The 22,450-nt window shown below is 38.3% G+C and carries 23 protein-coding genes; 9 read left to right on the forward strand and 14 right to left on the reverse strand.

The genetic code is table 11. From position 1 onward, the window contains the following. The first annotated feature begins 8 nt into the window (after nt 1-8). Entirely contained in the window at nt 9-905 is an 897-nt protein-coding gene (locus ACFIMX_RS04485) for a HaeIII family restriction endonuclease (protein WP_375639825.1), read from the forward strand. 49 nt (nt 906-954) lie between these two features. Here ACFIMX_RS04485 and cobT read toward each other — a convergent pair whose 3' ends face one another. The 3 genes from cobT to ACFIMX_RS04500 all read right to left on the reverse strand — a co-directional run bounded on the left by cobT (nt 955) and on the right by ACFIMX_RS04500 (nt 4,668). Next, entirely contained in the window at nt 955-2,850 is a 1,896-nt protein-coding gene (gene cobT, locus ACFIMX_RS04490; RefSeq protein WP_375639823.1) for a cobaltochelatase subunit CobT, read from the reverse strand. A 14-nt stretch (nt 2,851-2,864) separates the two neighbouring features. Continuing rightward, nucleotides 2,865-3,845 carry a cobaltochelatase subunit CobS gene (gene cobS, locus ACFIMX_RS04495; RefSeq protein WP_375639822.1) on the reverse strand — a complete coding sequence of 327 codons (981 nt, stop codon included), beginning with the start codon at nt 3,843-3,845 and terminating at the stop codon, nt 2,865-2,867. Nucleotides 3,846-4,047: 202 nt separating this feature from the next. After that, the gene (locus ACFIMX_RS04500; RefSeq protein WP_375606021.1) at nt 4,048-4,668 is read right to left on the reverse strand and encodes a J domain-containing protein; all 621 of its coding nucleotides are present in this window, start codon (nt 4,666-4,668) and stop codon (nt 4,048-4,050) included. 124 nt (nt 4,669-4,792) lie between these two features. Between ACFIMX_RS04500 and ACFIMX_RS04505 the strand changes: the two genes are divergently transcribed. Next, nucleotides 4,793-5,065 (forward strand): BolA family protein, encoded by a 273-nt coding sequence (locus ACFIMX_RS04505; RefSeq protein ID WP_375612716.1) that lies wholly within the window; start codon nt 4,793-4,795, stop codon nt 5,063-5,065. A gap of 18 nt (nt 5,066-5,083) precedes the next feature. On the opposite strand, the gene ACFIMX_RS04510 is transcribed toward ACFIMX_RS04505, so the two are convergent. Together ACFIMX_RS04510 and ACFIMX_RS04515 are read right to left on the reverse strand one after the other, a co-directional pair. Then, nucleotides 5,084-6,052, reverse strand: coding sequence for a tyrosine recombinase XerC (locus ACFIMX_RS04510; protein ID WP_375618308.1), 969 nt, complete (start codon nt 6,050-6,052; stop codon nt 5,084-5,086). A gap of 3 nt (nt 6,053-6,055) precedes the next feature. Then, nucleotides 6,056-6,877: a SapC family protein gene (locus tag ACFIMX_RS04515; protein ID WP_375618307.1), complete on the reverse strand. Its 822-nt coding sequence runs from the start codon at nt 6,875-6,877 to the stop codon at nt 6,056-6,058. Nucleotides 6,878-7,008: 131 nt separating this feature from the next. Between ACFIMX_RS04515 and rimM the strand changes: the two genes are divergently transcribed. From rimM to ACFIMX_RS04550, 7 genes are all read left to right on the forward strand, one after another. Beyond that, entirely contained in the window at nt 7,009-7,566 is a 558-nt protein-coding gene (gene rimM, locus ACFIMX_RS04520; protein WP_375618306.1) for a ribosome maturation factor RimM, read from the forward strand. 284 nt (nt 7,567-7,850) lie between these two features. Further along, on the forward strand, nt 7,851-8,549 hold the full coding sequence (trmD, locus tag ACFIMX_RS04525) for a tRNA (guanosine(37)-N1)-methyltransferase TrmD (protein WP_375694085.1): 699 nt from the start codon (nt 7,851-7,853) through the stop codon (nt 8,547-8,549). A 209-nt stretch (nt 8,550-8,758) separates the two neighbouring features. Next, on the forward strand, nt 8,759-9,199 hold the full coding sequence (rplS, locus tag ACFIMX_RS04530; protein WP_375618305.1) for a 50S ribosomal protein L19: 441 nt from the start codon (nt 8,759-8,761) through the stop codon (nt 9,197-9,199). Between the two features lie 471 nt (nt 9,200-9,670). Continuing rightward, nucleotides 9,671-10,072 (forward strand): succinate dehydrogenase, cytochrome b556 subunit, encoded by a 402-nt coding sequence (gene sdhC, locus ACFIMX_RS04535; protein WP_375606014.1) that lies wholly within the window; start codon nt 9,671-9,673, stop codon nt 10,070-10,072. A gap of 18 nt (nt 10,073-10,090) precedes the next feature. After that, nucleotides 10,091-10,477, forward strand: a complete 387-nt coding sequence (sdhD, locus tag ACFIMX_RS04540) for a succinate dehydrogenase, hydrophobic membrane anchor protein (RefSeq protein WP_375612246.1) — start codon at nt 10,091-10,093, stop codon at nt 10,475-10,477. 6 nt (nt 10,478-10,483) lie between these two features. Continuing rightward, nucleotides 10,484-12,328, forward strand: a complete 1,845-nt coding sequence (gene sdhA, locus ACFIMX_RS04545; protein ID WP_375618304.1) for a succinate dehydrogenase flavoprotein subunit — start codon at nt 10,484-10,486, stop codon at nt 12,326-12,328. 14 nt (nt 12,329-12,342) lie between these two features. Further along, nucleotides 12,343-13,122, forward strand: coding sequence for a succinate dehydrogenase iron-sulfur subunit (locus ACFIMX_RS04550; RefSeq protein ID WP_005774220.1), 780 nt, complete (start codon nt 12,343-12,345; stop codon nt 13,120-13,122). A 1,873-nt stretch (nt 13,123-14,995) separates the two neighbouring features. Here the strand turns inward: ACFIMX_RS04550 and ACFIMX_RS04555 are convergent. From ACFIMX_RS04555 to ACFIMX_RS04595, 9 genes are all read right to left on the reverse strand, one after another. Further along, entirely contained in the window at nt 14,996-15,172 is a 177-nt protein-coding gene (locus ACFIMX_RS04555; RefSeq protein ID WP_375694086.1) for a hypothetical protein, read from the reverse strand. Between the two features lie 1,264 nt (nt 15,173-16,436). After that, on the reverse strand, nt 16,437-17,498 hold the full coding sequence (virB11, locus tag ACFIMX_RS04560; RefSeq protein WP_375618302.1) for a P-type DNA transfer ATPase VirB11: 1,062 nt from the start codon (nt 17,496-17,498) through the stop codon (nt 16,437-16,439). Next, entirely contained in the window at nt 17,473-18,630 is a 1,158-nt protein-coding gene (gene virB10, locus ACFIMX_RS04565; protein ID WP_375618344.1) for a type IV secretion system protein VirB10, read from the reverse strand. The genes virB11 and virB10 overlap by 26 nt, the downstream gene beginning before the upstream one ends. Then, nucleotides 18,630-19,436 (reverse strand): P-type conjugative transfer protein VirB9, encoded by an 807-nt coding sequence (gene virB9, locus ACFIMX_RS04570; protein WP_375606008.1) that lies wholly within the window; start codon nt 19,434-19,436, stop codon nt 18,630-18,632. Before virB9 ends, virB10 begins: the two co-directional genes overlap by 1 nt. A 13-nt stretch (nt 19,437-19,449) precedes the next feature. After that, nucleotides 19,450-20,151 carry a virB8 family protein gene (locus tag ACFIMX_RS04575; protein ID WP_375694087.1) on the reverse strand — a complete coding sequence of 234 codons (702 nt, stop codon included), beginning with the start codon at nt 20,149-20,151 and terminating at the stop codon, nt 19,450-19,452. Then, nucleotides 20,148-20,291, reverse strand: coding sequence for a TrwH protein (locus ACFIMX_RS04580; RefSeq protein ID WP_375639811.1), 144 nt, complete (start codon nt 20,289-20,291; stop codon nt 20,148-20,150). Before ACFIMX_RS04580 ends, ACFIMX_RS04575 begins: the two co-directional genes overlap by 4 nt. A gap of 243 nt (nt 20,292-20,534) precedes the next feature. Then, on the reverse strand, nt 20,535-21,380 hold the full coding sequence (locus ACFIMX_RS04585) for a type IV secretion system protein (RefSeq protein WP_375694088.1): 846 nt from the start codon (nt 21,378-21,380) through the stop codon (nt 20,535-20,537). A gap of 182 nt (nt 21,381-21,562) precedes the next feature. Next, complete coding sequence (locus ACFIMX_RS04590) at nt 21,563-22,354, reverse strand: type IV secretion system protein (protein ID WP_375694089.1); 792 nt, start codon at nt 22,352-22,354, stop codon at nt 21,563-21,565. Further along, nucleotides 22,351-22,450, reverse strand: a 100-nt coding sequence (locus ACFIMX_RS04595) for a TrwH protein (RefSeq protein ID WP_375694090.1), incomplete at its 5' end; no start/stop codon positions are given. The genes ACFIMX_RS04595 and ACFIMX_RS04590, both read right to left, overlap by 4 nt.

A 22,450-nucleotide genomic window follows, 5' to 3' on the forward strand; every position in this document is an offset into this window, starting at 1 on the left:
GAAATTGCATGAATCAGGTAGAAAATGGAAAAGCCTTTGAATATGCTTTGGCTATGGGTTTTAAAAAAGCAACAAAGGCTTCTATAGAGTTTAATTCGTCTTTTCAAATAGCGGAGTATTTTTATAATTTATTTAATGATACTGAAAAAAGGCTTTTAAATCTTGCTTCTATTGAAGCAGCCGTTTTTTTACAGTTACATGATAAAAATATTAGAAACACGAAAACTATTGTTCTTCAGGAAGATTTTGTTGGGATCAAAGGAGATGTCCGTGATATTATTTTAAAAGTTCCTGAAAATCCTATTGGTATTTCTGCAAAACATAATCATAGCGCTATCAAACATCCTCGCCTTTCCAGTAAAATAGATTTTGGTAAAGAATGGACAGGTTATTCTTGTAGCAGCGTTTATTTCAATGAAGTTAGGCCTGTTTTTGATTATTTAGCAGAGCTTAGAGATAAGAAGATGTTCTTTAGAGATATAGAGGATAAAGACAGCAGAGTTTATCTTCCAATCCTAGAAGCTTTTTCTAAAGAACTTCAAAGGCTTTGTTTAGATTATCAAGATAAATTTGTGAAGCTATTGTTTCAGTATGTTATAGGTTCTTATGATTTTTATAAGATTATGATAGATACAAGATCTAAACAAAAACGGGTTATTATTCAGTCTTTTAATTTGAATGGCACTCTAGGATATGGTCGTAAATGGAAAATTCCAAGCAAAAATTTATCCGTTTCACTAAAACCAGAAAGTAAAAACAAACTCATTATAATTTTTGAAGATGGTTGGAGCATTTCTTTTAGGATTCATAATGCATCCAGTAAAGTAGAAGCTTCCTTAAAGTTCGATATTCAATTTGTGGGATTATCTTCTCAGGTTGTTAGTCATCAAATTCCGATGGTTTAATGATAGAGATAATTTTTTAAAATGTAATCGTTGCTGATTCAAGGCAGGTTTATTTCTTATGAATATGAGTTCTTTTATCACTAAAAAGTATTTCTAATTGTTTTGTTATGGCGTCGGCGAGTTCTTCAGCATTCATAATTGTTACAGCACGTTGATAATAACGTGTGACGTCATGACCAATTCCAATGGCAATGAGTTCGATAGGGGAGTGTGTTTGGATTTCTTGAATCACTGCGCGTAAGTGTTTTTCTAAATAATTGCTGGAGTTGACCGATAGTGTCGAATCGTCAACAGGAGCACCATCAGAAATGACCATGAGGATGCGACGTTGTTCACGCCGTGATAAAAGGCGTTGATGAGCCCAAATCAAAGCTTCTCCGTCGATATTTTCTTTTAATAATCCTTCTTGCATCATCAAACCTAAATTGCGTCGTGCGCGACGCCATGGGGTATCAGCACTTTTATAGATGATATGGCATAAATCATTGAGGCGTCCAGGATTATGGAGTTTGTTTTGGGTAAGCCATTGTTCGCGCGATTTGCCCCCTTTCCAAGTTTTGGTGGTAAAACCTAAAATTTCAACTTTGACACCACAACGTTCAAGAGTTTGTGCCAAAATATCAGCACAACTTGCAGCAACGCTAATGGGGCGTCCGCGCATTGAGCCAGAATTATCAATGAGGAGTGAAACAACTGTGTCCCGAAATTGGGTGTTGCTTTCCATTTTAAAAGAAAGGGGTTGCATGGGGTCAATAATTAGACGTGGAAGCCGTGTTGTATCAAGATATCCTTCTTCAAGGTCAAAGTTCCAGTTGCGATTTTGTTGCGCCATCAAGCGGCGCTGGAGACGGTTTGCTAAACGTCCAACGATGTTTTGCAGATGATTGATTTGCTTATCAAGATAATGGCGTAAGTGATCTAACTCGTTTTCAGAACAAAAATCTGTTGCTTCCAAAATTTCATCAAATTGACGGGTGAAGATTTTATAATTGCCAAGTCTTTGCATTTGTTCCGAATCAGAAAAAAGGTGTTTGGGTTTGCTCGGCTTTTCTTGCCAAGGTCCATTTTTTTGCTCGCCGTCAGCTTGATCATTGTTGTTTGATTGTGTCGCTTGTGTTTTTCCATCATCTTGCACATCACTTTCTTGTTCAGTGCTGGTTTGTTCTTCACTTTGAGCGTGTTTTTTGTTTTTACTCTCTTCTTCTCTTTGGTCTTGAGGTTCACACGCATTTTTTAATTTTTTATTGTTTTCACTGTTAGAAGCTTCAGCTTGTTGCACTGTCATTTTGAGTGTAACAAGCATTTGGCGAACAATCTGTGCAAAAGCTTGTTGGTTGTAAATATGATGTGGGAGTTCATTGAGTTGTGATGCTGCTTTTTGTTCGAGTTCTTGACGCCACAATTCTAAAACAGGACCCGCTTCTCTTGGAGCTGCGCGCTTTGTTATTTTTTCACGCAATAAAAGTGCAATCGCTTCTTGGATGGGGGCTTCACTTTGGTTGCTAATCTTATGATAATGGGCTCTTTTGTATTTATCGGCGAGCATGACATCAAGATTTTTTGCAAGTCCCTCCATGGCTAAAGTACCAATTGCTTCAATACGTGTTTGTTCGAGGGCATCAAAGATAGCACGTGCTTCTGATTCTGGTGGAGAAAATTGCATGTGAATGCGGTTGTCATGCCATGCTTTGCGCAGAGCCATGGAATCACCTAGTCCGCGGGTAATAGTGATGTCTTTATTCGTTGCGTATTGAGGTAATTCTGGTAAACGCGCGCAACTTTCGCTTAAAGATGGTCGGTTATGACTAAAGGAAACTTCAAGGTTGTTTGTGCCTGCAATTGCACGCATACAGGTGGAAAGTGCTTTTTTAAAAGCTTCAGCATTAAGAGTGTTGTTGGAAGAGTTCTTTGCCAGATTTTTGTTGTCGCCAATATCGGTAGCCATGAGTGACAGATTCCTTAAGGCGAAACACCATGAATGAGTGATTCGGGAAGCTCTTGTCCAAAGGCGCGTTGATAAAATTCTGCAACAGTGGCACGTTCGAGTTCATCACATTTATTGAGAAAGGTTAATCGGAAGGCAAAGCCGACATCTTGAAAAATTGTTGTGTTTTCTGCCCAAGTAATGACGGTACGTGGACTCATGACAGTTGAAAGATCTCCATTGATAAAAGATTGGCGTACCATATCAGCAACATGAACCATTTGTGAAATTGTCTTTTTTCCCTCAGCCGTTTGAAAAGATTTGACCTTTGAATAAATGATATTAACCTCTTTATCATGGGGTAAATAATTGAGTATCGTAACAATAGACCAGCGGTCCATTTGAGCTTGATTGATCTGTTGGGTACCATGATAGAGACCGGTTGTATCACCAAGACCAATGGTGTTTGCCGTTGCAAAAAGACGAAATGCTGGATGGGGAGAGATGACACGGCTTTGATCAAGTAAGCTTAGTTTTCCAGAGGTTTCAAGAACGCGTTGGATAACAAACATAACATCGGGACGCCCCGCATCATATTCGTCGAAAACAAGAGCAATATTATTTTGATAAGCCCATGGCAAAATGCCCTCTTTAAATTCTGTGATTTGTAAGCCATCTTTTAAAACGATAGCATCTTTTCCTACAAGATCGATACGACTTACATGACTATCAAGATTAATGCGAAGACAAGGCCAGTTAAGACGTGCAGCAACTTGTTCAATATGCGTTGATTTCCCTGTACCGTGATAGCCAGAAACCATTACACGGCGGTTAAAGGTAAAACCTGCGAGAATCGCTAAAGTTGTTTGCTGATCAAAAAGATAATCAGGATCGATATCAGGAACATGGGGATTTTTTGTGCTAAAAGCAGGGACTTTCAGATCTGTTTCAATATGAAATAGATCGCGAGCACAAAGTGTAATATCGGGCAAATTTTCAACGGTAAGATTTGTCATTATGTTTCTGGAAGGGAGAGGACGCTATTTATTCATTAGAAACGATACAAGAGTTAAAGTATTTATGCAATGCTCTATAATGAGAGCCTTAGATATTGAAGAAAGATTTTTTTACGTATTCTATAATGTTTTGCAAAAAAAGTAACATTTTGCGCAAATAATGATGGTCTAAATGAAAATAGACTCATATAAGCGTATGTTTTCAGCACAAACCAGACTTTTTTAGCAAATTGTAAGCATGTAAAACATCACGAAAGCGCTCTTCTGAAGCACGATTACCACCATTGGAATCAGGATGGTGCTTTTTTACCAACTCTTTATATTTCATTTTGATGTCTTCTGCTGAAGCGTTTGCCTGTAGTCCCAGTGTATCAAAAGCTTTTGCTTCTAAGGGCTTTAATTTTCGTGAGAACTTATTGCTTGAATGCTGCCCAGTAAAAAGCGTGAAGGGATCGCGCATGCGATTTTGATAGGCAGCTGTTCCAGAGCGAATCTTTGCATAATTAGCGGCTGTTTTTTTCGATGTACCATTGCTCAGATCTGTAGGCCATGTCGGACGATGTCCTGTGAGAGCATCCTTTTGAAATTTTGCGATATCTTTATTGCTAAGACCAGAGAAGTAATTAAAATTTTTATTATAGGCGCGTACGTGTTCAATACAAAAATATAAATATTGTCCTTCGTGATTTCGACCTGCTGGTGCTTTATGGGACCCTGTTTTTTCACAACCTTCCCACTGACACTGTTGTGCTTCTGGCTCAGCTTTTTGTTTTTTATTTGAGCTTATGCGAATTGAATCGAATAATTTAGATGTTATTGTCATATTATTGGTTTATGCAAAATTGATTAATTTTACAAGAATTGACTTTTGAAAAATTTGTTTTCACACTTATTCTATTATGAAAAAGGTGTATTTTTGCACGTTCATTTTGTTTGAGGAATGAAAAATGTTTATAGAAACAATAATTCAGAGAAAGCTTCAGGATGCTTTTCATCCGCAAAAGCTTGAAGTGATTAACGAAAGTCATCTTCATGAGGGGCATCCTCATAATGAACATGCTTTTGATGGTAAAGGAGAAACACATTTTCGAGTGAAAATTTTATCTTCTTCTTTTTCTAATATGACACGCGTAGAAATACATCGAGCGATTTATAAAGTTTTACAAGAAGAGTTAGCTACTTGTGTTCATGCTTTGGCACTTGAGGTTGAAACACTCTAATTTTTTGATGAGACGTTTTTAGGAACGGGGATGGGCCTTTTGATAGATTTTTAACAAATGGTCTGTATCGACGTGGGTATAGATTTGTGTGGTGGAAAGACTAGCGTGCCCAAGAAGCTCTTGAATCGTGCGCAAATCTCCCCCCCGTGATAAAAGATGGGTGGCAAAAGAATGGCGCAGTGTATGAGGCGTTGCAGTTTCTGGTAAACCAAGGCTTGCTCGTAAGTTGCGTACAGTTTTCTGAATAATGGCGGGCTGTAGGGGACCGCCTCGCGCCCCGCGAAATATGGGTTGGTTATCCAATAAAGGATATGGGCAACATTTGAGATAATTTTGTACAGCTTCGTAAACAATTTTGATGAGAGGAACAAGGCGTGTTTTGCCGCCTTTTCCTGTTATAAATAAACTTGTTTTTTCAGGATCAGAAAATTGTTCTGGTGTGAGGCTTAAGGCTTCTGATATTCGCATTCCACAGCCATAGAGAAGCATGAGGACAGCCGCATTACGAGCGCTAATCCAAGGTTCATTTTCTAGCTGGTTTTCTTGTTTGACTATGTGAAGTGCTGATTTTATCGCTAAAGGTTTTGGGAGCAATTTGGGGTGTTTGGGGCTTCGGATAAGTTGAGCCGCCGGAACATTGACGATTCCTTCACGTGATAAGTATTTGAAAAAAGAACGGATGCCTGCTACTCCGCGGCTTAAAGAGCGCGCACTTACATTGTTTGTACGCCGATAAGCAAGATAAGCACGCAAGTCACTGATGCGTAAATGAGCAAGATCTGTAAGGGTTGGTGTATGATTTAAGTGCTGACAGAGAAAAGACAAAAATTGCCGCGTATCACGTTCATAGGCCTGCACTGTTTGTGCTGACATACGACGTGTTTGGGTAAGACACTCTAACCAATTTTTCCTTGCGTTTAAAATTGCATGGTCTGCTGGAATGAGAGGAATATTTTCATCTTTTCTCTTGTCGTTTTTGATGGGCATTATCTAGTTGAGAGTTTCTTTCTTTTTAGATTTTTCATCGTTAGAATGACCATTCTTGTTTTGCGGTTGCTCTTCACGATTGATAAGTTGCTTTTCACCTTTGAGAGAGAGTATTTTCACAAGATTGTGTGTTGACATCAAATGCGCAAAAATTAATCCTAAAAAGCCATTTTTATGAAGTTTGGCAAGTTGACTTGCTGATAATTTATTCAATTTTTCTTCATCAACAACCCAAAAATGTTCCAATTGCGCTGAGAGACCTTTATCGTTTTTCACATTGATGGATTTTTGGCTTAGAAGATCCATTTCTACAAGAGCATCAATAAACTCAGAGGTTTTCTCCATAGCGATTTTAAAACTTTCAAGAAAGCGAATACGTTCTTCCATAAAAGGAGAAATAGAGCCATCGGAATTAAAAAGTTCTGTTCCTGCAACTTCATTAAACATACCGGACTGTTGATCAAAGCACACAGAAAGTTCTTTTTCATTGCTAATTTGTGCCAAAACAAAAGGATAGCGACGGACAAAAGCAGGAACATAAGTATTGTTTTTCCAACTTTTATCAGAAGCGATATAGTCATTTTCGTCATTAGAAAGACCGACAAGAGCTGCGGATGTGTAGTGCCGTTTTTTTTGTTCATCTTCGGCGCACATAAATAAAATAGGATAGTCTAGTGCTGCTTGAAAATATTCAGTACTTGCTAAAGGAACCCAATGAGTATCCTTGGCAAAAGACATATCATTTGGAGGAGCAAATTTTAGATTTTTATGGGAAATTTTGTTGATTGGTGTGATATCTTTGTAAAATAGCATAATATTTGCCATAAGACTTTCTCCTTTATTAATTTGTTTTTGTTACCAAGAAAGGTCTTTTAGAAGATTGTCTCATATGGCAACAAGATTGAATAGAAAACTATAAGATTGAAGGGTTCATTTTTGAGAGATAATATTTTTGCATGAAGTATAATAAAGAAAAGCTTAAAAATAAAGTCTATCTTGCCATTATTGGTATGCCTCATGGTATAAAAGGAGATGTTTTTGTTAAAATTCTAAGTGCTGAGCCACAGCGTTTCAAGTTTTACAGCACTCTTTATGATGATATGGGGCGTTCTTATGAAATTGTAACTCTTCGCATACAAAAAAATAAGGCGATTGTACGTTTTAAAGGGGTAGAAAATCGTAATGCGGCTGAGTCTTTAAAAGGTATTCGCCTTTATGTGACGCGCGATCAATTAATTGATGATTTGATGGAGGATGAGTTTTATCAAGTCGATTTAATAGGCTTGTGTGTCCAAGATTGTGGGGGAAAAATCTTAGGTGAAGTGTGTGGTTTTTTTAATTTCGGGGCTGGTGATTTGCTTGAAATACGTTTGAATACAGGTAAAAGAGTTCTTATTCCCTTTAGTAAGGCGGCGGTACCAGAAATTTGTATGGATTCTGGTTTTCTTGTTGTTGATCCCATGGCCGCTGGTTTAATTGATGGGGGAGACAATGATAAAAAGGAAATAGCTTGAATCTAAAAATAAAGATGAAGGTAAAAAACAACAGATGAATTTCGTCAATAAAAAGTGGAATGTGTGAAAATATTAAAAATGCTCTTTTGAGCAGATATTGTAAGCACTTTATCTCGAAATAGTCCTGAATTTTTAAAGTCTTTTTTAGTGCAAGTATTTAGAAGGATCGTATTGAATATGGCGCAGATCAAGGAGACTCAAATTAACGCTATAGCGTTAAAAGTCTTGTTTGTGCTATTTTTGCTATTAAGAGTCTGTTTAAGAAAATAAGGATAAGAAATAAAATGAAGTTTCAGGCGCGCGTTTTAACCCTTTATCCTGAAATGTTTCCTGGTTTTTTAGGGTATTCTTTAGCAGGGCAAGCTTTAGAGCGTGGAATTTGGTCACTGGAGACGGTACAGATTAGGGATTTTGCTTTAGACAAACACCATAGCGTTGATGATAAACCTGCTGGTGGGGGAGCTGGTATGGTAATGCGGGCGGATGTATTGGCGGCTGCTCTTGATTGCTGTCCACAGGATTCGCCAAGATTGTTGATGAGTCCACGTGGGCGTCCTTTTGATCAAGTTTACGCGCATAGCTTGGCTCGTGATACAGGTGTGACGTTAGTTTGTGGACGTTTTGAAGGGGTTGATGAGCGAGTCATAGAGGCACGAGAATTAGAAGAAGTCTCTATTGGTGATTATATTCTTTCAGGGGGTGAAACAGCCGCATTGGTTATCTTAGATGCTATTATACGTCTTCTGCCTGGAGTGATGGGGAATGCAGCTTCTGCAAGGTGTGAAAGTTTTGAAAATGGCTTACTGGAACATCCGCAATATACACGCCCTTCTCTTTTCGAAGGGCGCGGTATTCCGCCTGTATTGCTCTCAGGTCATCACAAAGCGATCGCAGATTGGCGTCAAAGCCAAGCCGAATTGTTAACACGTCAACGTCGCCCTGATCTTTATGCGCGTTATGATAAAAATCATCAGAAAACTTGATTCATATGATAAGGTGGTGTATTGCATGGCTCTCTTTTTAGAGAGTTTTTTATAAAATGTTTTCTGTAGTTCCAAAATTAAAATGAAGGAATGGTGTATTCGCTCCTGTGTAAGACATAGCCTAAAGAGCTCCTTATTCTTAATAAAGGCTTTTTTGGTAAGAGTTGAGCGCTCTGACTGTTCGATAAAGAACATGAAGGATAAAAGAAATGAATATTATCGCACAGCTTGAAGCTGAACAATGTGCAAAAATTGAAGAAAAGCGCCAATTTCCAGCATTTCAGCCAGGAGATACAGTCCGTGTTATGGTGCGTGTGACGGAAGGTACGCGGACGCGTATTCAGGCTTATGAAGGTGTTTGTATTGCGCGTTCAGGCGGTGGGTTGAATGAGACATTTACAGTACGCAAGATTTCTTATGGTGAAGGGGTGGAACGGGTATTTCCTGTTTATTCTCCTTTGATTGAAGGTGTTGAGCTGGTGCGCCGTGGTAAAGTGCGCCGTGCAAAACTCTATTATCTGCGTGGCTTGAGAGGTAAAGCTGCGCGTATCGCTGAAAAGAGAGATTATCGGAAAAAAGCTGAAAAGGTTGTTGAGAAAGTAGAAGCAGCAGCCGTAAGCACAGATGTTGAAAAGCAAGTTTCTGAGTAAAGATTATATCGGCTAAACTTTATGCAAAAGCGGCTTTTATGCCGCTTATTTGTGTCTTTCTTGATTCGTTTTGCCTTTTACAAAGGCTTGGAGGGGACATAAAAATGTTTAATCTATCAATTTTTCCTCTTTTTATTCTTAATCATGGGTGCAATTTAAGAGACCATTGCATATATCGTGGATACTCAAAAGGATAAGTTTAATCTGAAAAAATGTCTGTTTATATTTGGAAAAGATTTTAGACCTTTGACGTGAAGATAAAAATGTATTAGATTAAGGCGAGTTTTGCGGATCATATCCGGGGAGTAATCGGTTTTTTTATGCGTGACCTTTAATCCGTTATTTGAGACAACCGACCTGTAATATCGGTATCTTGAGATGCCAAACAAGTAAAAACGAGAGAGTATGTTTAGTCGTTTTGCGCGAACTTTCTCGTTCATTGCGGTTGCAAAAACCAGGTCAGGATATTTTATGATAGAGACAACTAGGATAAAAGAGCGCCCTCGTTCCCCTCATATAAGTATTTATCGTTGGACAATTACTATGGCCATGTCCATTGCACACCGCATTACGGGTATGGCACTTTATGTTGGAACGGTTTTTCTTGCTGTTTGGTTAATTGCTATTGCGTGTGGCGAGGAGACATTTAGAACAGTTTACGAAATTTATAGTTCTTGGTTTGGATTGTGTATTTTGTTTCTTTATACTTTGGCAGGGGTTCATCACATGGTTGGTGGTGTTCGCCACATTGTTTGGGATCTGAAGCCTTGCCTTTTGGCAAAAGAAAAAGCAACAGTCACTGCTTGGGCGACAGTTTTTATTTCTCTTATTGTTACTTTTGCGATTTGGATTATTGGATATACCGTTGTTTAGCTGGGGGTGAAAAGAGACATGAAAAAAGATTTTCGAACGGAACTTGGAAAAGTACGGGGGCGTGGCAGTGCTCATGAAGGAACAGAGCATTTTTGGCTAGAACGTTTGACGGGGTTTATCAATCTACCACTTTTGATATTTTTTATTGTTCTTATTCTTTCGCTTGTGGGCAAGGATTATAGTATTGTGCGTGCACGGCTTGCACATCCTATTGTTGCTATTTTGATGGGATTGATGACTTTTTCGGTCCTTTATCATATGAAACTTGGTATGCAGGTGGTGATTGAAGATTATATTCCACGTGAAGGTTTTCGGATATTCTTTTTGACGTTAAATATTTTATTTTGTTTTCTCATAGGTGGTATCATTATTTTTTCTCTTTTGAAAATTGCATTAGGGGGTTAAACAAGTATGGCGGGTACAGGATCATCTCTGGGCGCTAAAGCAGGTAACGCCCCTTATCGCACTGTAGATCATAAATTTGATGTTGTTGTTGTTGGGGCAGGTGGTGCAGGATTACGTGCGACACTGGGTATGGCAGAACAAGGATTAAAGACAGCTTGTATTACGAAGGTTTTTCCAACGCGCTCACATACGGTTGCAGCACAAGGGGGAATTGCTGCATCGCTTTCAAATATGGGACCTGACAATTGGCAGTGGCATTTATATGATACCGTGAAAGGTTCTGATTGGTTGGGCGATACCGATGCAATGGAATATTTGGTGCGTAATGCTCCTGCTGCTGTGTATGAATTAGAACATTATGGCGTTCCTTTTTCGCGAACGCAAGAAGGCAAAATTTATCAGCGTCCTTTTGGTGGACATACGACACAATTTGGTGAAGGTCCACCTGTTCAGCGTACTTGCGCAGCAGCTGACCGTACAGGCCATGCCATTTTGCATACGCTTTATGGACAAAGCTTAAAGCATAATGCGCAATTTTTTATTGAATATTTTGCACTCGATCTCATCATGACGGATGGGGTTTGTACGGGGGTTGTGGCATGGAATCTCGATGATGGTACAATACATCGTTTTTCTGCCAAAATGGTTGTTCTTGCAACCGGTGGTTATGGACGCGCTTATTTTTCTGCGACATCGGCGCATACCTGTACGGGTGATGGTGGTGGAATGATCGCACGTGCTGGATTGCCACTTCAGGATATGGAGTTTGTGCAATTCCATCCGACAGGGATTTACGGTTCTGGCTGCTTAATTACAGAAGGAGCTCGTGGTGAAGGAGGCTATTTAATCAATTCTGAAGGTGAACGCTTTATGGAGCGTTATGCACCTTCCTTTAAGGATTTGGCTTCACGTGACTTGGTTTCGCGTTGTATCACACTTGAAATTCGTGAAGGGCGTGGCGTTGGACCTAAGAAGGATCATATTCATTTGGTTCTCAATCATATTGATCCTGCAATCTTGCATGAGCGTTTACCAGGGATTTCAGAATCAGCACGGATTTTTGCAGGGGTGGATGTAACAAAAGAGCCTATCCCCATCTTGCCAACGGTTCATTATAATATGGGTGGGATTCCTACCAATTACTACGGGGAAGTTCTCAATCCAACGGCTGATTCGCCTGATCGTATTCAACCAGGGCTGATGGCGGTAGGAGAAGCAGGATGTGCTTCTGTTCATGGTGCTAATCGCTTGGGGTCAAATTCATTAATTGATCTTGTGGTGTTTGGTCGTGCTGCTGCCATTCGCGCGGGTGAAGTTATTGATCGGAATGCAGAAATTCCACCCATCAATGAAGAAGCTGTTGACGAAATTATAGCGCGTTTTGATCGTTTACGTTTTGCACAAGGGGCAATACCAACAGCTGTATTGCGTGAAAAAATGCAACGCACGATGCAAGAAGATGCAGCAGTTTTCCGTACAGAAGATTCTTTGAAACAGGGATGTCAACGGATGAATAAAATCTGGGGGGAATTGTCGGATCTCAAAGTCACAGATCGTTCTCTGATATGGAATTCTGATTTGGTTGAAACATTAGAGCTTGAAAATCTTATGGCGAATGCAATCATGACTGTTCATTCTGCCGAAGCACGTTCAGAAAGCCGTGGCGCTCACGCTCGTGAAGATTATCCAGAGCGTGATGATAAAAACTGGCGTAAACATACGATTTCACATTTGTCAAAAGAGGGTAAGGTGACATTATTATATCGACCTGTCCATGTGGACCCGTTAACATCTGAAGCTGATGGTGGGATCGATTTAAAGCGCATTGCACCTAAAAAACGGGTTTATTAAGGGGAGAATGAAATATGGTACAAATTAAGCTTCCCAAAAATTCTCAAGTAAAACCGGGAAAGGTTTGGCCTAAACCTGAAGGTGCTACAAAGCTGACGGAATTTCACGTGTATCGTTGGTCGCCTGATGATGAAGAAAATCCTCATTTAGATACTTATTATGTGGATCGTTCTGCTTGTGGTCCTATGATTCTTGATGGGCTTTTGTTTATTAAAAACCATATTGATCCAACTTTGACACTTCGTCGATCATGCCGTGAAGGCATCTGTGGTTCATGTGCGATGAATATTGATGGAACCAATACATTAGCTTGTACCAAAGGGATGGATGATGTAAAACATCCCATTAAGGTCTATCCGTTGCCTTCCATGCCGGTTGTTAAAGATTTGGTTCCTGATTTAAAGCGTTTTTATGCACAACACCGAGTCATTGAGCCTTGGTTGCAAACAGTTTCTCCTGAACCTGCAAAAGAATGGTTACAAAGTCATTCCGATCGCCAAAAAATCGATGGCCTTTATGAATGTATTTTGTGTGCGTGTTGTCAGACTTCATGTCCAAGTTATTGGTGGAACGGTGATCGTTATTTGGGGCCCGCTGTTTTGCTTCAAGCTTATCGCTGGATTGCGGATTCACGTGATGAGATGTGTGGTGAACGTCTTGATAATTTAGAAGATCCTTTCCGCCTTTATCGTTGCCATACGATTATGAATTGTGCGCAAACTTGTCCAAAGGGATTAAATCCAGCGAAAGCGATTGCTGAAATTAAAAAACTTATGGTTGAACGCCGCCTTTGAAAATTTACTGATTGATCAAAATAAAGCGCAAGGTGGGAAATTGTATCTCCTTTTAGCAATTAAATCTCTAAAAGAGATCGGCTGCTTATGGGAGCGCAGTAGCTATAATCATTCTAAAAGTGAAGTAATCCCTAAAAAATTAAGCAATCCTTGCAATGGCTGAGTAGAAAACTCATAGTTGAATATTATCTTTGAAAATTGACCGATTAACGAACAGTAAAAAGAAAAATAGAAAATTGTGCGTGTTTTTGTGCCTCTTTGAGGCTTAATCTCTAAAAATTTATTGGCTTCTATGAGGCGGTTAGTATAGTTATTATTGCCTTTAAAAAGGCATTAGTCTTTCGAGTAAACTATACTTTAAATAGCGTTCTATGTAAAAACAATAAAATCAATATGCCATGTGTTTTTATTTTTATTAAATTCGCATCATAATTTACACTTTGATGCAGATTCAAGTAATCATTTTTTATAAAAATGATTACTCTGTATAAATATAGAACAAAAAATAAATGCTGATACAAATATTATAACGCATGTAAATTATTCATATGAAATACAAAGAAGTGATCATTATGACAGTTTGTCATTTTACGATAAGTTTATTATAATATCAAAAACATTGCGAATATTCAGGGATTAGGAATTTTTGATAACATCATTTATATATTTAAAGGTCATATTTTTTATTTTAAAGATTGGATTGTTAATAGCATTAAAAAACAAAATTTATAGTTCTTAAAAAATGGAGAACGTAAAATCCCTATCTATTGTAGAGATAGATCATACAGTTCAGGGGGAAGTAATTTAAAATTATTGTAACGTCATAGATTTAAATTCATTAAAGAGCAAATAAGGCGTTTTTAAAAAATATCAAATTTATAGTTTTTTCCAAAAATTTAGAAAACGCTAGTGAGAATTCTAAGAACACGTGTTGCGAATGTGGAATAGGGATGTTTATAGGTTCGTTTGAGTTGAATGAATTCAATCATCAAAGAAAACATGTTGTGTTTTTATGAGTTTCATAGGTTTTGATTTTATATGTTTTTATCTATAAAAAATAGAGATTTCTAGGTTTAGGTCTTATTTATTATGTTAGGGGATTTCATTTTTTCTTGTATGTATGCTTAAGAAAGTTATTTAAGCAGTAAAAGTGTTTTTTATTTTATTTTTTAGCATAAAAGATATTTCTTAACATGAAAGAGAGGTGTCCAAGTATTAACGGTATAATCAGCCATTGTTTTGGTATTTATTCTGTTGTGCTGTAAAACACTATCTTATTTAGGATGTGGTAATTAAAGTGGTTAGAAGGTGAAATCTGCTAGGCGAGGGGGCGGATTGTTTGCAGATTAGTTTGCGTGTTAAGAGGCTTCGTCCTTTGAGGTGTGGTAGGTGGAGTCTGTTAGCCTATTACGTAAACTAGAGCGAAATCTACGTGGACAGGTTTTTAACCTAACCTCTCTTATATATTGTGATAGGAAACTCACATTAATAAGGACTACGGCCGGTTACAGAAAATAGAAATCATTGCGAAAAAACAAGCGTGCTTGTTTTAAAATTTTTAATATTTGTGATCATAAGGGCATGCGAAATTTCCTGTAGTATCACGCAGCCCCTTCGTATTCTCGAGCCAATTGTCCACATATCCTCTTCAATCTGATCTTCACGAATTGATGCAAGAGATGGGTACGAACACCTGTAAGAATAAGCAAACGCAAAGCCAGTTGTATCATTATTGTTGCTTTGCAGAGTGTTTGATAAAAATCTGGAACATTTCTCCAATTCATTGCCGGTTTATTAATGACTTTATGGCGTTGTTTTTTTAAAAGAGCTTTTGCTGTTGCAGCTTTTACTTATCAGATGGGAGTTAAGAGTATTATGTATCTCTGTTGGCGCAATCTTTGAAAGTTGCTATACAGCCGCCTAATTTGAGGAGAATATGAAGCTGTAAAGGTGCAAACCAGTTTCCATTTTTAGCATCATTTTTAAATTCTGCTTTACGACTTTTAAAAGCATCTAGAGTAATGTCTTTTAAATAATAGAGATTACGCATTGCTTCACGCTTTTGTTTCTCTCGTTCTTTAATAAGATCAAAACCCTTATGTAAAACAGAACGCCCCGAACCAAATACACTTTGCTTGTCAATTTACACGCTTGTTTTTAAGAAACCTTTCTTTAAGGTGCCTAAGCTTATTTCACTACAGAGCTCGTGGATGGTATAATGGTAAAGCCCCGATGAATAATATAAAATTTATAGAGCATCTTCATTTTTACACTTCATAAAAGAGCAAGTTGGGCGCCATTAGATACTTTGCAAACTCCCAATATTGTGGCAATTTTGGGCATTTTGGATGGTTTATAAAAGGCATTTTTAGTGCTTTTTGTACAGTTTCATTCTATACGGCTTTATTTACTTATAATGTGCAAGAGACATGGTTTTGGTTAATAAACAGCTTTGAAATGAGAGAATCCTACGGCACTAAGATCTTTTATACAACACGCAAAATAATGAAAACTCTTTATAAGTCAATGTGACGTGGCTTAAGAAGAGTGATTGTAGATCTGTTCTTTTAGGAATTTTTGCTTTTTGTGGTGCAGAGAAGAGAGCAGGAATATTCAGAGTAGAGTTTACCTTATGTAGTCTATGGATATCATCTTTAGGAGAGGGACATAAGCCACGTGATATGGTTAGCAAAGCTTGCTTAAGAGAAATTTAGTTGTTTACGAACAACTGGAGGTTAAGAATCTTTCTTCGTCCGAAGAAGACGTTGATATACCACTATACTTTTTATTACCAAATAGAACGTGGTTTATGGATGCTAAATCGAAATGATAATTTATTTCGTATGAGGTTTTCCGTATTTGGAGATTGTTTGGTTAAAAAACATATTTATTAATCACTTGAAAATAGCGCTTAGAATTTTTAAACGATAAGTTTTGGTCTTGATGACGATAATTGTTTGTGATGATCGAAAGTATCTATTTTACGAAGCTTTCATTGATAGGCGAATCAAAATTTATTCTTTTCTTTTGTTTAAATATTTATTTTGCAGCTATTTTTTCTTTTTTGCATCAAAGATACTTTTTCAAAAGGTAAATGGAAAGAATGATCAAAGGCAAGAGAATAAAGAGAGCCTTATGTATAATTTGGTTTTCTCGTAGAGTTGTTGTCTATTAACTTTTTTCTTTTTTTCTTCATGAAGAGTGTAGAAAATCCATTGGAGAAGCAAAGAGAATAGGAAAAGTTAAAAAATAGCCGTAACAACTAGTTACGGCTATTTTTGTTTGCTTCATATTACCGAGAGAGGAAGCTCCCCTTAAGCGATTTTTGATTTAGCAAAAATCGGGTCGTAAAAGACTTCAGAGAGTTTTCTATCTTTAAAGAACAACACTACGTCAACTGTTGTATAGAGAACGATTTTTATCATTTCTAACTCGAGTTGCCGGCCAATTTCTGATCTTTTAATCAAGGTGGCACATCGCTCAAATGTCTGCAAAGCGCTGTTGGCATGCGTTGTTGTAATCGATCCGGGATGACCAGTGTTGAGCGAATTGAGATATTCCCATGCTTCATTGCCTCGCAATTCAGCGAGAAAAATTCTGTCAGGCGACTGACGCATACACGCATCTAGGCATTCTTCAGCTGAAACACGGCCTACATTGTTACCATAAATCATATGTACATGATTGGGATGATTGGGTAGAAAAAGCTCATGAACATCTTCAATTGTGATAATACGCTCCTCTACAGGGACCTTTTCAATTAAAGAGCGAGCAAATGTTGTTTTACCAGATCCTGTTTTGCCTGCAATAATAATGTTGCGTTTGTGAAGGACACATTCTTCCAAAAATTCAAGAATTTTTCCCTCACGTTTACTTTGTAAGAGTTGAACTTCAAATGGTTCCAACCGTGTGAAGTCCTGCCTCGATAACAAGTTATTGGCTTCTTTTGCTGAAGGCTTATTAAAACTTACATCAGAAAAATCGTCAAAAGCCCCTTCTTCTTTGAGTTCTTCTAACGTTTTAACTATGAGAGAATGTTTACGAATTACAAAGGAAAGAGCACCATCAACAACAGCTGGTGTTTGTATAATTGTACCACGTTGTCCTCCAGGCAAGAGCACATAATTAATACTTCTGGGAGCCATACCATTATAAACGATAATAGCTGTAATAAGCGTTTGCAAAAAAGTGGTTGTTAACTCTGGTACGCTATGTACTTGCCAACCCTTAAAGCTTTTCGTCCATACTTCACAGGGGCGGCAAATCGATAATTCAGTGATCGTGGGATCTTCTAAAAAACAATCAAGCGGTTGCAGAAGCTGAAAAACTGCTTGATCTTTTTGTATCGGGTTAACGTGTGACGAGACTGTAGACATCGCTGAAATCCAGATCACGAGCAACAAAAATATTTACTCGTTCGCCTTGGTTTTTGTAAAGTGTTGGTGTGATATTGATGGAATTCTGAAGAACATCGATTGCTATAGATTCAGCATTCTGAGCTCCTTTATTTTGTGAGTTATCTTTATTTTCTTTGCTGCTTTTACCAACTTTTCCTCTTACCCATTCTCCTAAATCACCGATAATGCTTACCATAATTGCACTACCAAATCGTTCCCAAAAATGTCTGTCAACCCAGCCACCAATACCCGCTTCACCCAGAGGACCTGTGCCTGGTGAGTCAAGATTGACAACAACACCAGAAGGCGTTTCAATGCGTAACCATTGCACAAACACGCGCGTTTGTCCTTGTTGTATGCCACTTTGGTAAAAACCAACGACTTTAGAACCACGGTCAAGCAAAACAACACGTCCACTCGTGGAATAAATATCGCGTGTTAAATGACACGTCGTCATTCCGGGTTGTGATGTAATGATTTTTGTTTCTAACGTACAATCTATTTGCGTTCCTTGTGTAATCAAAAAGTCACGGTTACGAAGTTGCATCGCATGTGATTGACCTAAACGCACGGGCTGAAGGTTATCAAATAATACGCCATTACCTCTATCATTATTCGATGCTTTATTATTTGTATCTGTAGATCCTTCGCTACCACCGTTGTTAAGGCTAGAACTGAGCATACGCTTGCGTGCTAATTCTTCAGAATCTTGGAGCATATGTGGAGGAATGGCTGTTTGAAGAAGTTTACTCAAGGCCGGTGGAATATCCAAGTTTGAATCTTCTATTTGTGTTGATTTTTCTGCTTCTTCTACAATCTTTGGCTCTTCTATAATCCGAGGGACATAGTTTGGTATAATTTGCTGTACTATTTGTTGTGGTTTTTCTTCCTCAACCTCCACGGTATTACGCATTTTAAAAGCTTTCCAAGTCAAGGCAATCGGTATCGCTACTATGACAATAAGTCCTACCATTAACAATGCACGGGTACCTGGAATTGTCGGACGACGTTCAGAACCTAGTTCCGACCCTCCATAGGCACCTTCAATATGTTTTTGCTCGACGTTGTCCAGTTTTGTACCTTTTCCCTCTCCTTCCTTATTGTCAAACATCATTTTCCTCCTTTATTGATACGATAAACCACCGAAGATACTGTCCCTGTTGTGTTTGGTACGCCATTGGGGTCATAGGCTTCATTAAAAACAGCTAGAGCGCGTTTACCAAGCCGTATGAGCCATTTAGGATTGACCTTATGAACGGCGATAATATCATTAGAACTGCCGATAACGGTGCGTGGTATTAAGCTTTCATTGCCTTCAGCATCTACGACATAAATCGATGGCATATCCATGTTAGCGGGAAATTTGAAGTAAGTAATACGCCCATTGTCCCAAGCATTTATCGGAGCAATATCTTGGTGACCGCTCATGGTATAACTGAGATTATAGCCGTTGACGCTTTGGTGAAAACCACGTTCAATCGCAAGGCGTCGATTGTTTTCTTCTGACTTTTCATCGTTTGAATCGGGATAATGGAAAGCCAATTCATATGTTGATCCCGCACGGTCATTCCGAAATTGTAGTCGGAATTTATAACTCCGTTTGTCGGTTACAACGATGAGATTGGTATTGGCAAGTTCTGCTTTTGGTTTAATAAAAATATGCCGCCCTTTATGAGCAAAGGCATAGGCTTCAGAATCGCCAAAGGCATGAGTTATGTACTGTTCACCTTCTTCAAGAATAATATGTGTTGCCACACCAAGAACTGTTTCAATTTGAACCACATCGGCTTCGTTATATGTTATATAGCGAATGCGGTGATCATATTGTGAATTTGATGGACTTTTGAGCGCCTGCACAGGTACCGTATAAAGAGAAGAAAACGAAGACAATAGAACAACGAACGCAAGTTTTTTCATAACAATCAATTCCTTAATCATTCAACAGTATTTCTGGGTCAGAACGGTAACTTGTTACTTGAAAACCAAGGGGGTTAAGCAATCGATCAGATGATTTCATGGGTGCACCAACATAGGTGTAACCAATTGTTGCAATTTGGTGCTGTTTTGGTCCAGTAGCAGCACCGTTGCTGTCAAGTTGCTGAGTCGTAAAACGTACAGTTGCTTGACCGAGTCCATTAGGCTGGATTGATCGTACTTTAACTGTGATACGTGCTTTGTTGGAAAGCACTTTGTCCCGTGCATTTTCTCCATCATAGATTTTATAATATTCTTGTTGAACAGATGCCGCACTTAAAAGTGCTGTTGTGTCATAGTTCAGTTGAATAGTATCGTAGTCGTAAGTTTCGCGGTTAAGCACATATTGGTTTAGCCAATATCTATCTACAACTTCGCCATAGCTTTCTTCGTGTTCACGCATGATTGAGATAACATCAACTGCGCCCGTCGTATTATCAACGCGCAATACTAAGGGAGTTGGAGCTGGTTGAGAAAATCCAATAACTCCACATATCATACCGAATAAGCCAAAAAGACCCACAGTACTCGCAACACGCCATGCCGTTCTGCGCGACCTTATAAATTCATTGATAAGATCACGTTCTAAGCCACGGCTTTCTTCATAATAACTTCTAAGTTGTTCGGCTTTCACTGGTTTTGCTTGTTTTGTTTTCATCTGTCTCCTCGCTTAATTTCGGCAGGGATTGTTTTATTAATAGGCACACGGTTCCTATCATTGGGCTGTTTTAGCTTTGGTGCTAATGCACAAGCCGATAAAAGGTTTGCAATCAAAATTACAAGAATGATATGTTTCATTTTGATATGACTCTTTTTTACTGTTATATACATTCTGATATTTGTTGTCATTATTATAATTTTGACACTAAAGTAAAGTGTATAGTTTACGATAATTTATCTTTTCTTAATTTCATTTTTTAATTTATGAAAATAGCTCAATTTCAGTGCGAATATTTTTCGCTGTAGGATTGGATATTCTTGTTATTTTATCATATGGATATTAAGGGCGTCTGTTACGGGAATCATTGCTTTTTATCTCATCTAGTTTCTATGTCTCCATAGATGTCCGAATGTAATGCCTTTTGCGAGAGAATTGGCCATGCTTGATAGTTTGAGTAACAGCATGATGGATATAATGGACAAGATGAGAGCTCCCCCAAACATGTATGCTACATTCTGGTCGTAACCGAGTTTCATATCGCGCAAATAGTTTACAAAGACATGCATCATCAGATCAAATACAGTGGCTAAGAGTAGAAAGAGGATTATATAATTGGCGACTTGGATTATCCATTGCTCGAAAAGGCGGTAGGTTGGTTGCCAGAGTAAAGCAATGATGAAGAGTGGTCCCAATCCTACGAGAAGTGTAATAGCGATTTTTGTCAGGAGCACGAGACCACCACCGATTGCTACTACGAGGCTTGTTGCCAGCAAGATGAGGATGCCTAAGAGACTGTAAAGCAATCCATTGGCTTCGAAGAAGACGGTTTCTTGGAAAAGACGGCCTGCATATTGAAATCCTTTGGTTGCTGCTTTGTCCAGTAAATTCATTAATTGTGTATCATCGAGTGGGTTTGTTATGAGTGCTTTTGATAACTCATAGGGCATTTGTGTTATTAAATTGGCAATTTCACTCTGATAAAGTCCTGTGGTAAGAGCTATTGAAGTAATAATACTTATCCGTAGGAAACGGTTTACGAATCCGGAGAGAGGCATATCTATAGCGCCACGGATGATGAGCCAACCATAGATGATGAAAGCGATTGTGATACCGATTGATACAAAGGGTGTAATTGTAGCTATTGTTTTTGAGGAAATGTCCGTGACATATGTTTTTGTTATCTGATCAATTTTATTGAAAAGTTGCGTGAACACTGTAAAGTCCATGGAATTCCTCTTTAACGAATTTTCAACTTTTTATCACCTTGGAACATAGATATATGCTAAACGCTTCGTTTTTATTTATACATACCTAAGTGTTTTCAGCACGATATCTTGACTTTGATAAAATCTTTGTGCCCCTCTGAATTGTTCGGATAGTACTGAACCTTCTACAGTGGCTTTTGTTTTTATCGTATGGTAGGCATCCCTTTTGCTTCATGGTTAAAAAATTTCATACTAAGTTCGCGTTTTTTCCTTTTGATAAGTGATTGCTCAGCGTCACGTAAATGCGCTACCATTTCCATCTTTATAAATTCATTTTGGATCATGGCTAACGAACCATCGATATGTGCTTGAAGATCTGCAGTATCTTTCAGGTCTTCTTTTGTTGGAAGTTCATCTAATAGATTTCTGAGGTATTGAAAACGATTTTCTACGTTTTCAAAAGTTTCTAAACTTACAGCTTTATCTTGTATCGATGCAAATTGTAAACGCTCAGAAATAGCTTTGCCCATTTGATCAAAAGTCCCAGAAATTTTGTTTTCGTCCTCTAATACCTTTTGATATGATTCCCTTGAAAGCTTATCTTTCTTATAGAGCGCTTCTGGCTCTTTGAGAAAAAAACTAGAAAAGTCTATTTTCTGAGGTCCAGTTTTCTGACTCTTTGTTATAGCTTGATAGGTTTTTTCTGTTTGCGAAATTTGTTCTTTTTTCAACTCAAGCTGTTTTTTTAAGAGCTCAATAATTTCTCCTTTTTTTAATAGATTAATAAGCTCCAGATATTCTGCAGGTGGAGTAGGTGGTGTCGGTGGAGCTGGAAGAGCAGGTGGTGGTGGAGAGGGATTCTTTATTGTCTTATGATCTACAGTCTTCGGAATACATACCGTCTTAAAAGTTCTGGAGCTCCAGTAACAATCATTAGCGAGAGCTGACGTTCCAAAAATTATACTGATCGCTATAATGATAATTATCTTTTTCATCTGTCTCCTCGCTTGATTTCGGCAGGGATTGTTTTATTAATAGGCACACGGTTCCTATCATTGGGCTGTTTTAGCTTTGGTGCTAATGCACAAGCC

This window comes from Bartonella sp. AD24XZML, from assembly GCF_042196485.1.
Classification (GTDB): Bacteria; Pseudomonadota; Alphaproteobacteria; order Rhizobiales; family Rhizobiaceae; genus Bartonella.

Excerpts from the sequence above, each read along its gene's own strand:
- ACFIMX_RS04485 (WP_375639825.1), top strand. The coding sequence starts at position 9 with ATGAATCAGGTAGAAAATGGAAAAGCCTTTGAATATGCTTTGGCTATG.
- cobT (WP_375639823.1), bottom strand. The coding sequence starts at position 2,850 with ATGGCTACCGATATTGGCGACAACAAAAATCTGGCAAAGAACTCTTCC.
- cobS (WP_375639822.1), bottom strand. The coding sequence starts at position 3,845 with ATGACAAATCTTACCGTTGAAAATTTGCCCGATATTACACTTTGTGCT.
- ACFIMX_RS04500 (WP_375606021.1), bottom strand. The coding sequence starts at position 4,668 with ATGACAATAACATCTAAATTATTCGATTCAATTCGCATAAGCTCAAAT.
- ACFIMX_RS04505 (WP_375612716.1), top strand. The coding sequence starts at position 4,793 with ATGTTTATAGAAACAATAATTCAGAGAAAGCTTCAGGATGCTTTTCAT.
- ACFIMX_RS04510 (WP_375618308.1), bottom strand. The coding sequence starts at position 6,052 with ATGCCCATCAAAAACGACAAGAGAAAAGATGAAAATATTCCTCTCATT.
- ACFIMX_RS04515 (WP_375618307.1), bottom strand. The coding sequence starts at position 6,877 with ATGGCAAATATTATGCTATTTTACAAAGATATCACACCAATCAACAAA.
- rimM (WP_375618306.1), top strand. The coding sequence starts at position 7,009 with ATGAAGTATAATAAAGAAAAGCTTAAAAATAAAGTCTATCTTGCCATT.
- trmD (WP_375694085.1), top strand. The coding sequence starts at position 7,851 with ATGAAGTTTCAGGCGCGCGTTTTAACCCTTTATCCTGAAATGTTTCCT.
- rplS (WP_375618305.1), top strand. The coding sequence starts at position 8,759 with ATGAATATTATCGCACAGCTTGAAGCTGAACAATGTGCAAAAATTGAA.
- sdhC (WP_375606014.1), top strand. The coding sequence starts at position 9,671 with ATGATAGAGACAACTAGGATAAAAGAGCGCCCTCGTTCCCCTCATATA.
- sdhD (WP_375612246.1), top strand. The coding sequence starts at position 10,091 with ATGAAAAAAGATTTTCGAACGGAACTTGGAAAAGTACGGGGGCGTGGC.
- sdhA (WP_375618304.1), top strand. The coding sequence starts at position 10,484 with ATGGCGGGTACAGGATCATCTCTGGGCGCTAAAGCAGGTAACGCCCCT.
- ACFIMX_RS04550 (WP_005774220.1), top strand. The coding sequence starts at position 12,343 with ATGGTACAAATTAAGCTTCCCAAAAATTCTCAAGTAAAACCGGGAAAG.
- ACFIMX_RS04555 (WP_375694086.1), bottom strand. The coding sequence starts at position 15,172 with ATGCGTAATCTCTATTATTTAAAAGACATTACTCTAGATGCTTTTAAA.
- virB11 (WP_375618302.1), bottom strand. The coding sequence starts at position 17,498 with ATGTCTACAGTCTCGTCACACGTTAACCCGATACAAAAAGATCAAGCA.
- virB10 (WP_375618344.1), bottom strand. The coding sequence starts at position 18,630 with ATGTTTGACAATAAGGAAGGAGAGGGAAAAGGTACAAAACTGGACAAC.
- virB9 (WP_375606008.1), bottom strand. The coding sequence starts at position 19,436 with ATGAAAAAACTTGCGTTCGTTGTTCTATTGTCTTCGTTTTCTTCTCTT.
- ACFIMX_RS04575 (WP_375694087.1), bottom strand. The coding sequence starts at position 20,151 with ATGAAAACAAAACAAGCAAAACCAGTGAAAGCCGAACAACTTAGAAGT.
- ACFIMX_RS04580 (WP_375639811.1), bottom strand. The coding sequence starts at position 20,291 with ATGAAACATATCATTCTTGTAATTTTGATTGCAAACCTTTTATCGGCT.
- ACFIMX_RS04585 (WP_375694088.1), bottom strand. The coding sequence starts at position 21,380 with ATGGACTTTACAGTGTTCACGCAACTTTTCAATAAAATTGATCAGATA.
- ACFIMX_RS04590 (WP_375694089.1), bottom strand. The coding sequence starts at position 22,354 with ATGAAAAAGATAATTATCATTATAGCGATCAGTATAATTTTTGGAACG.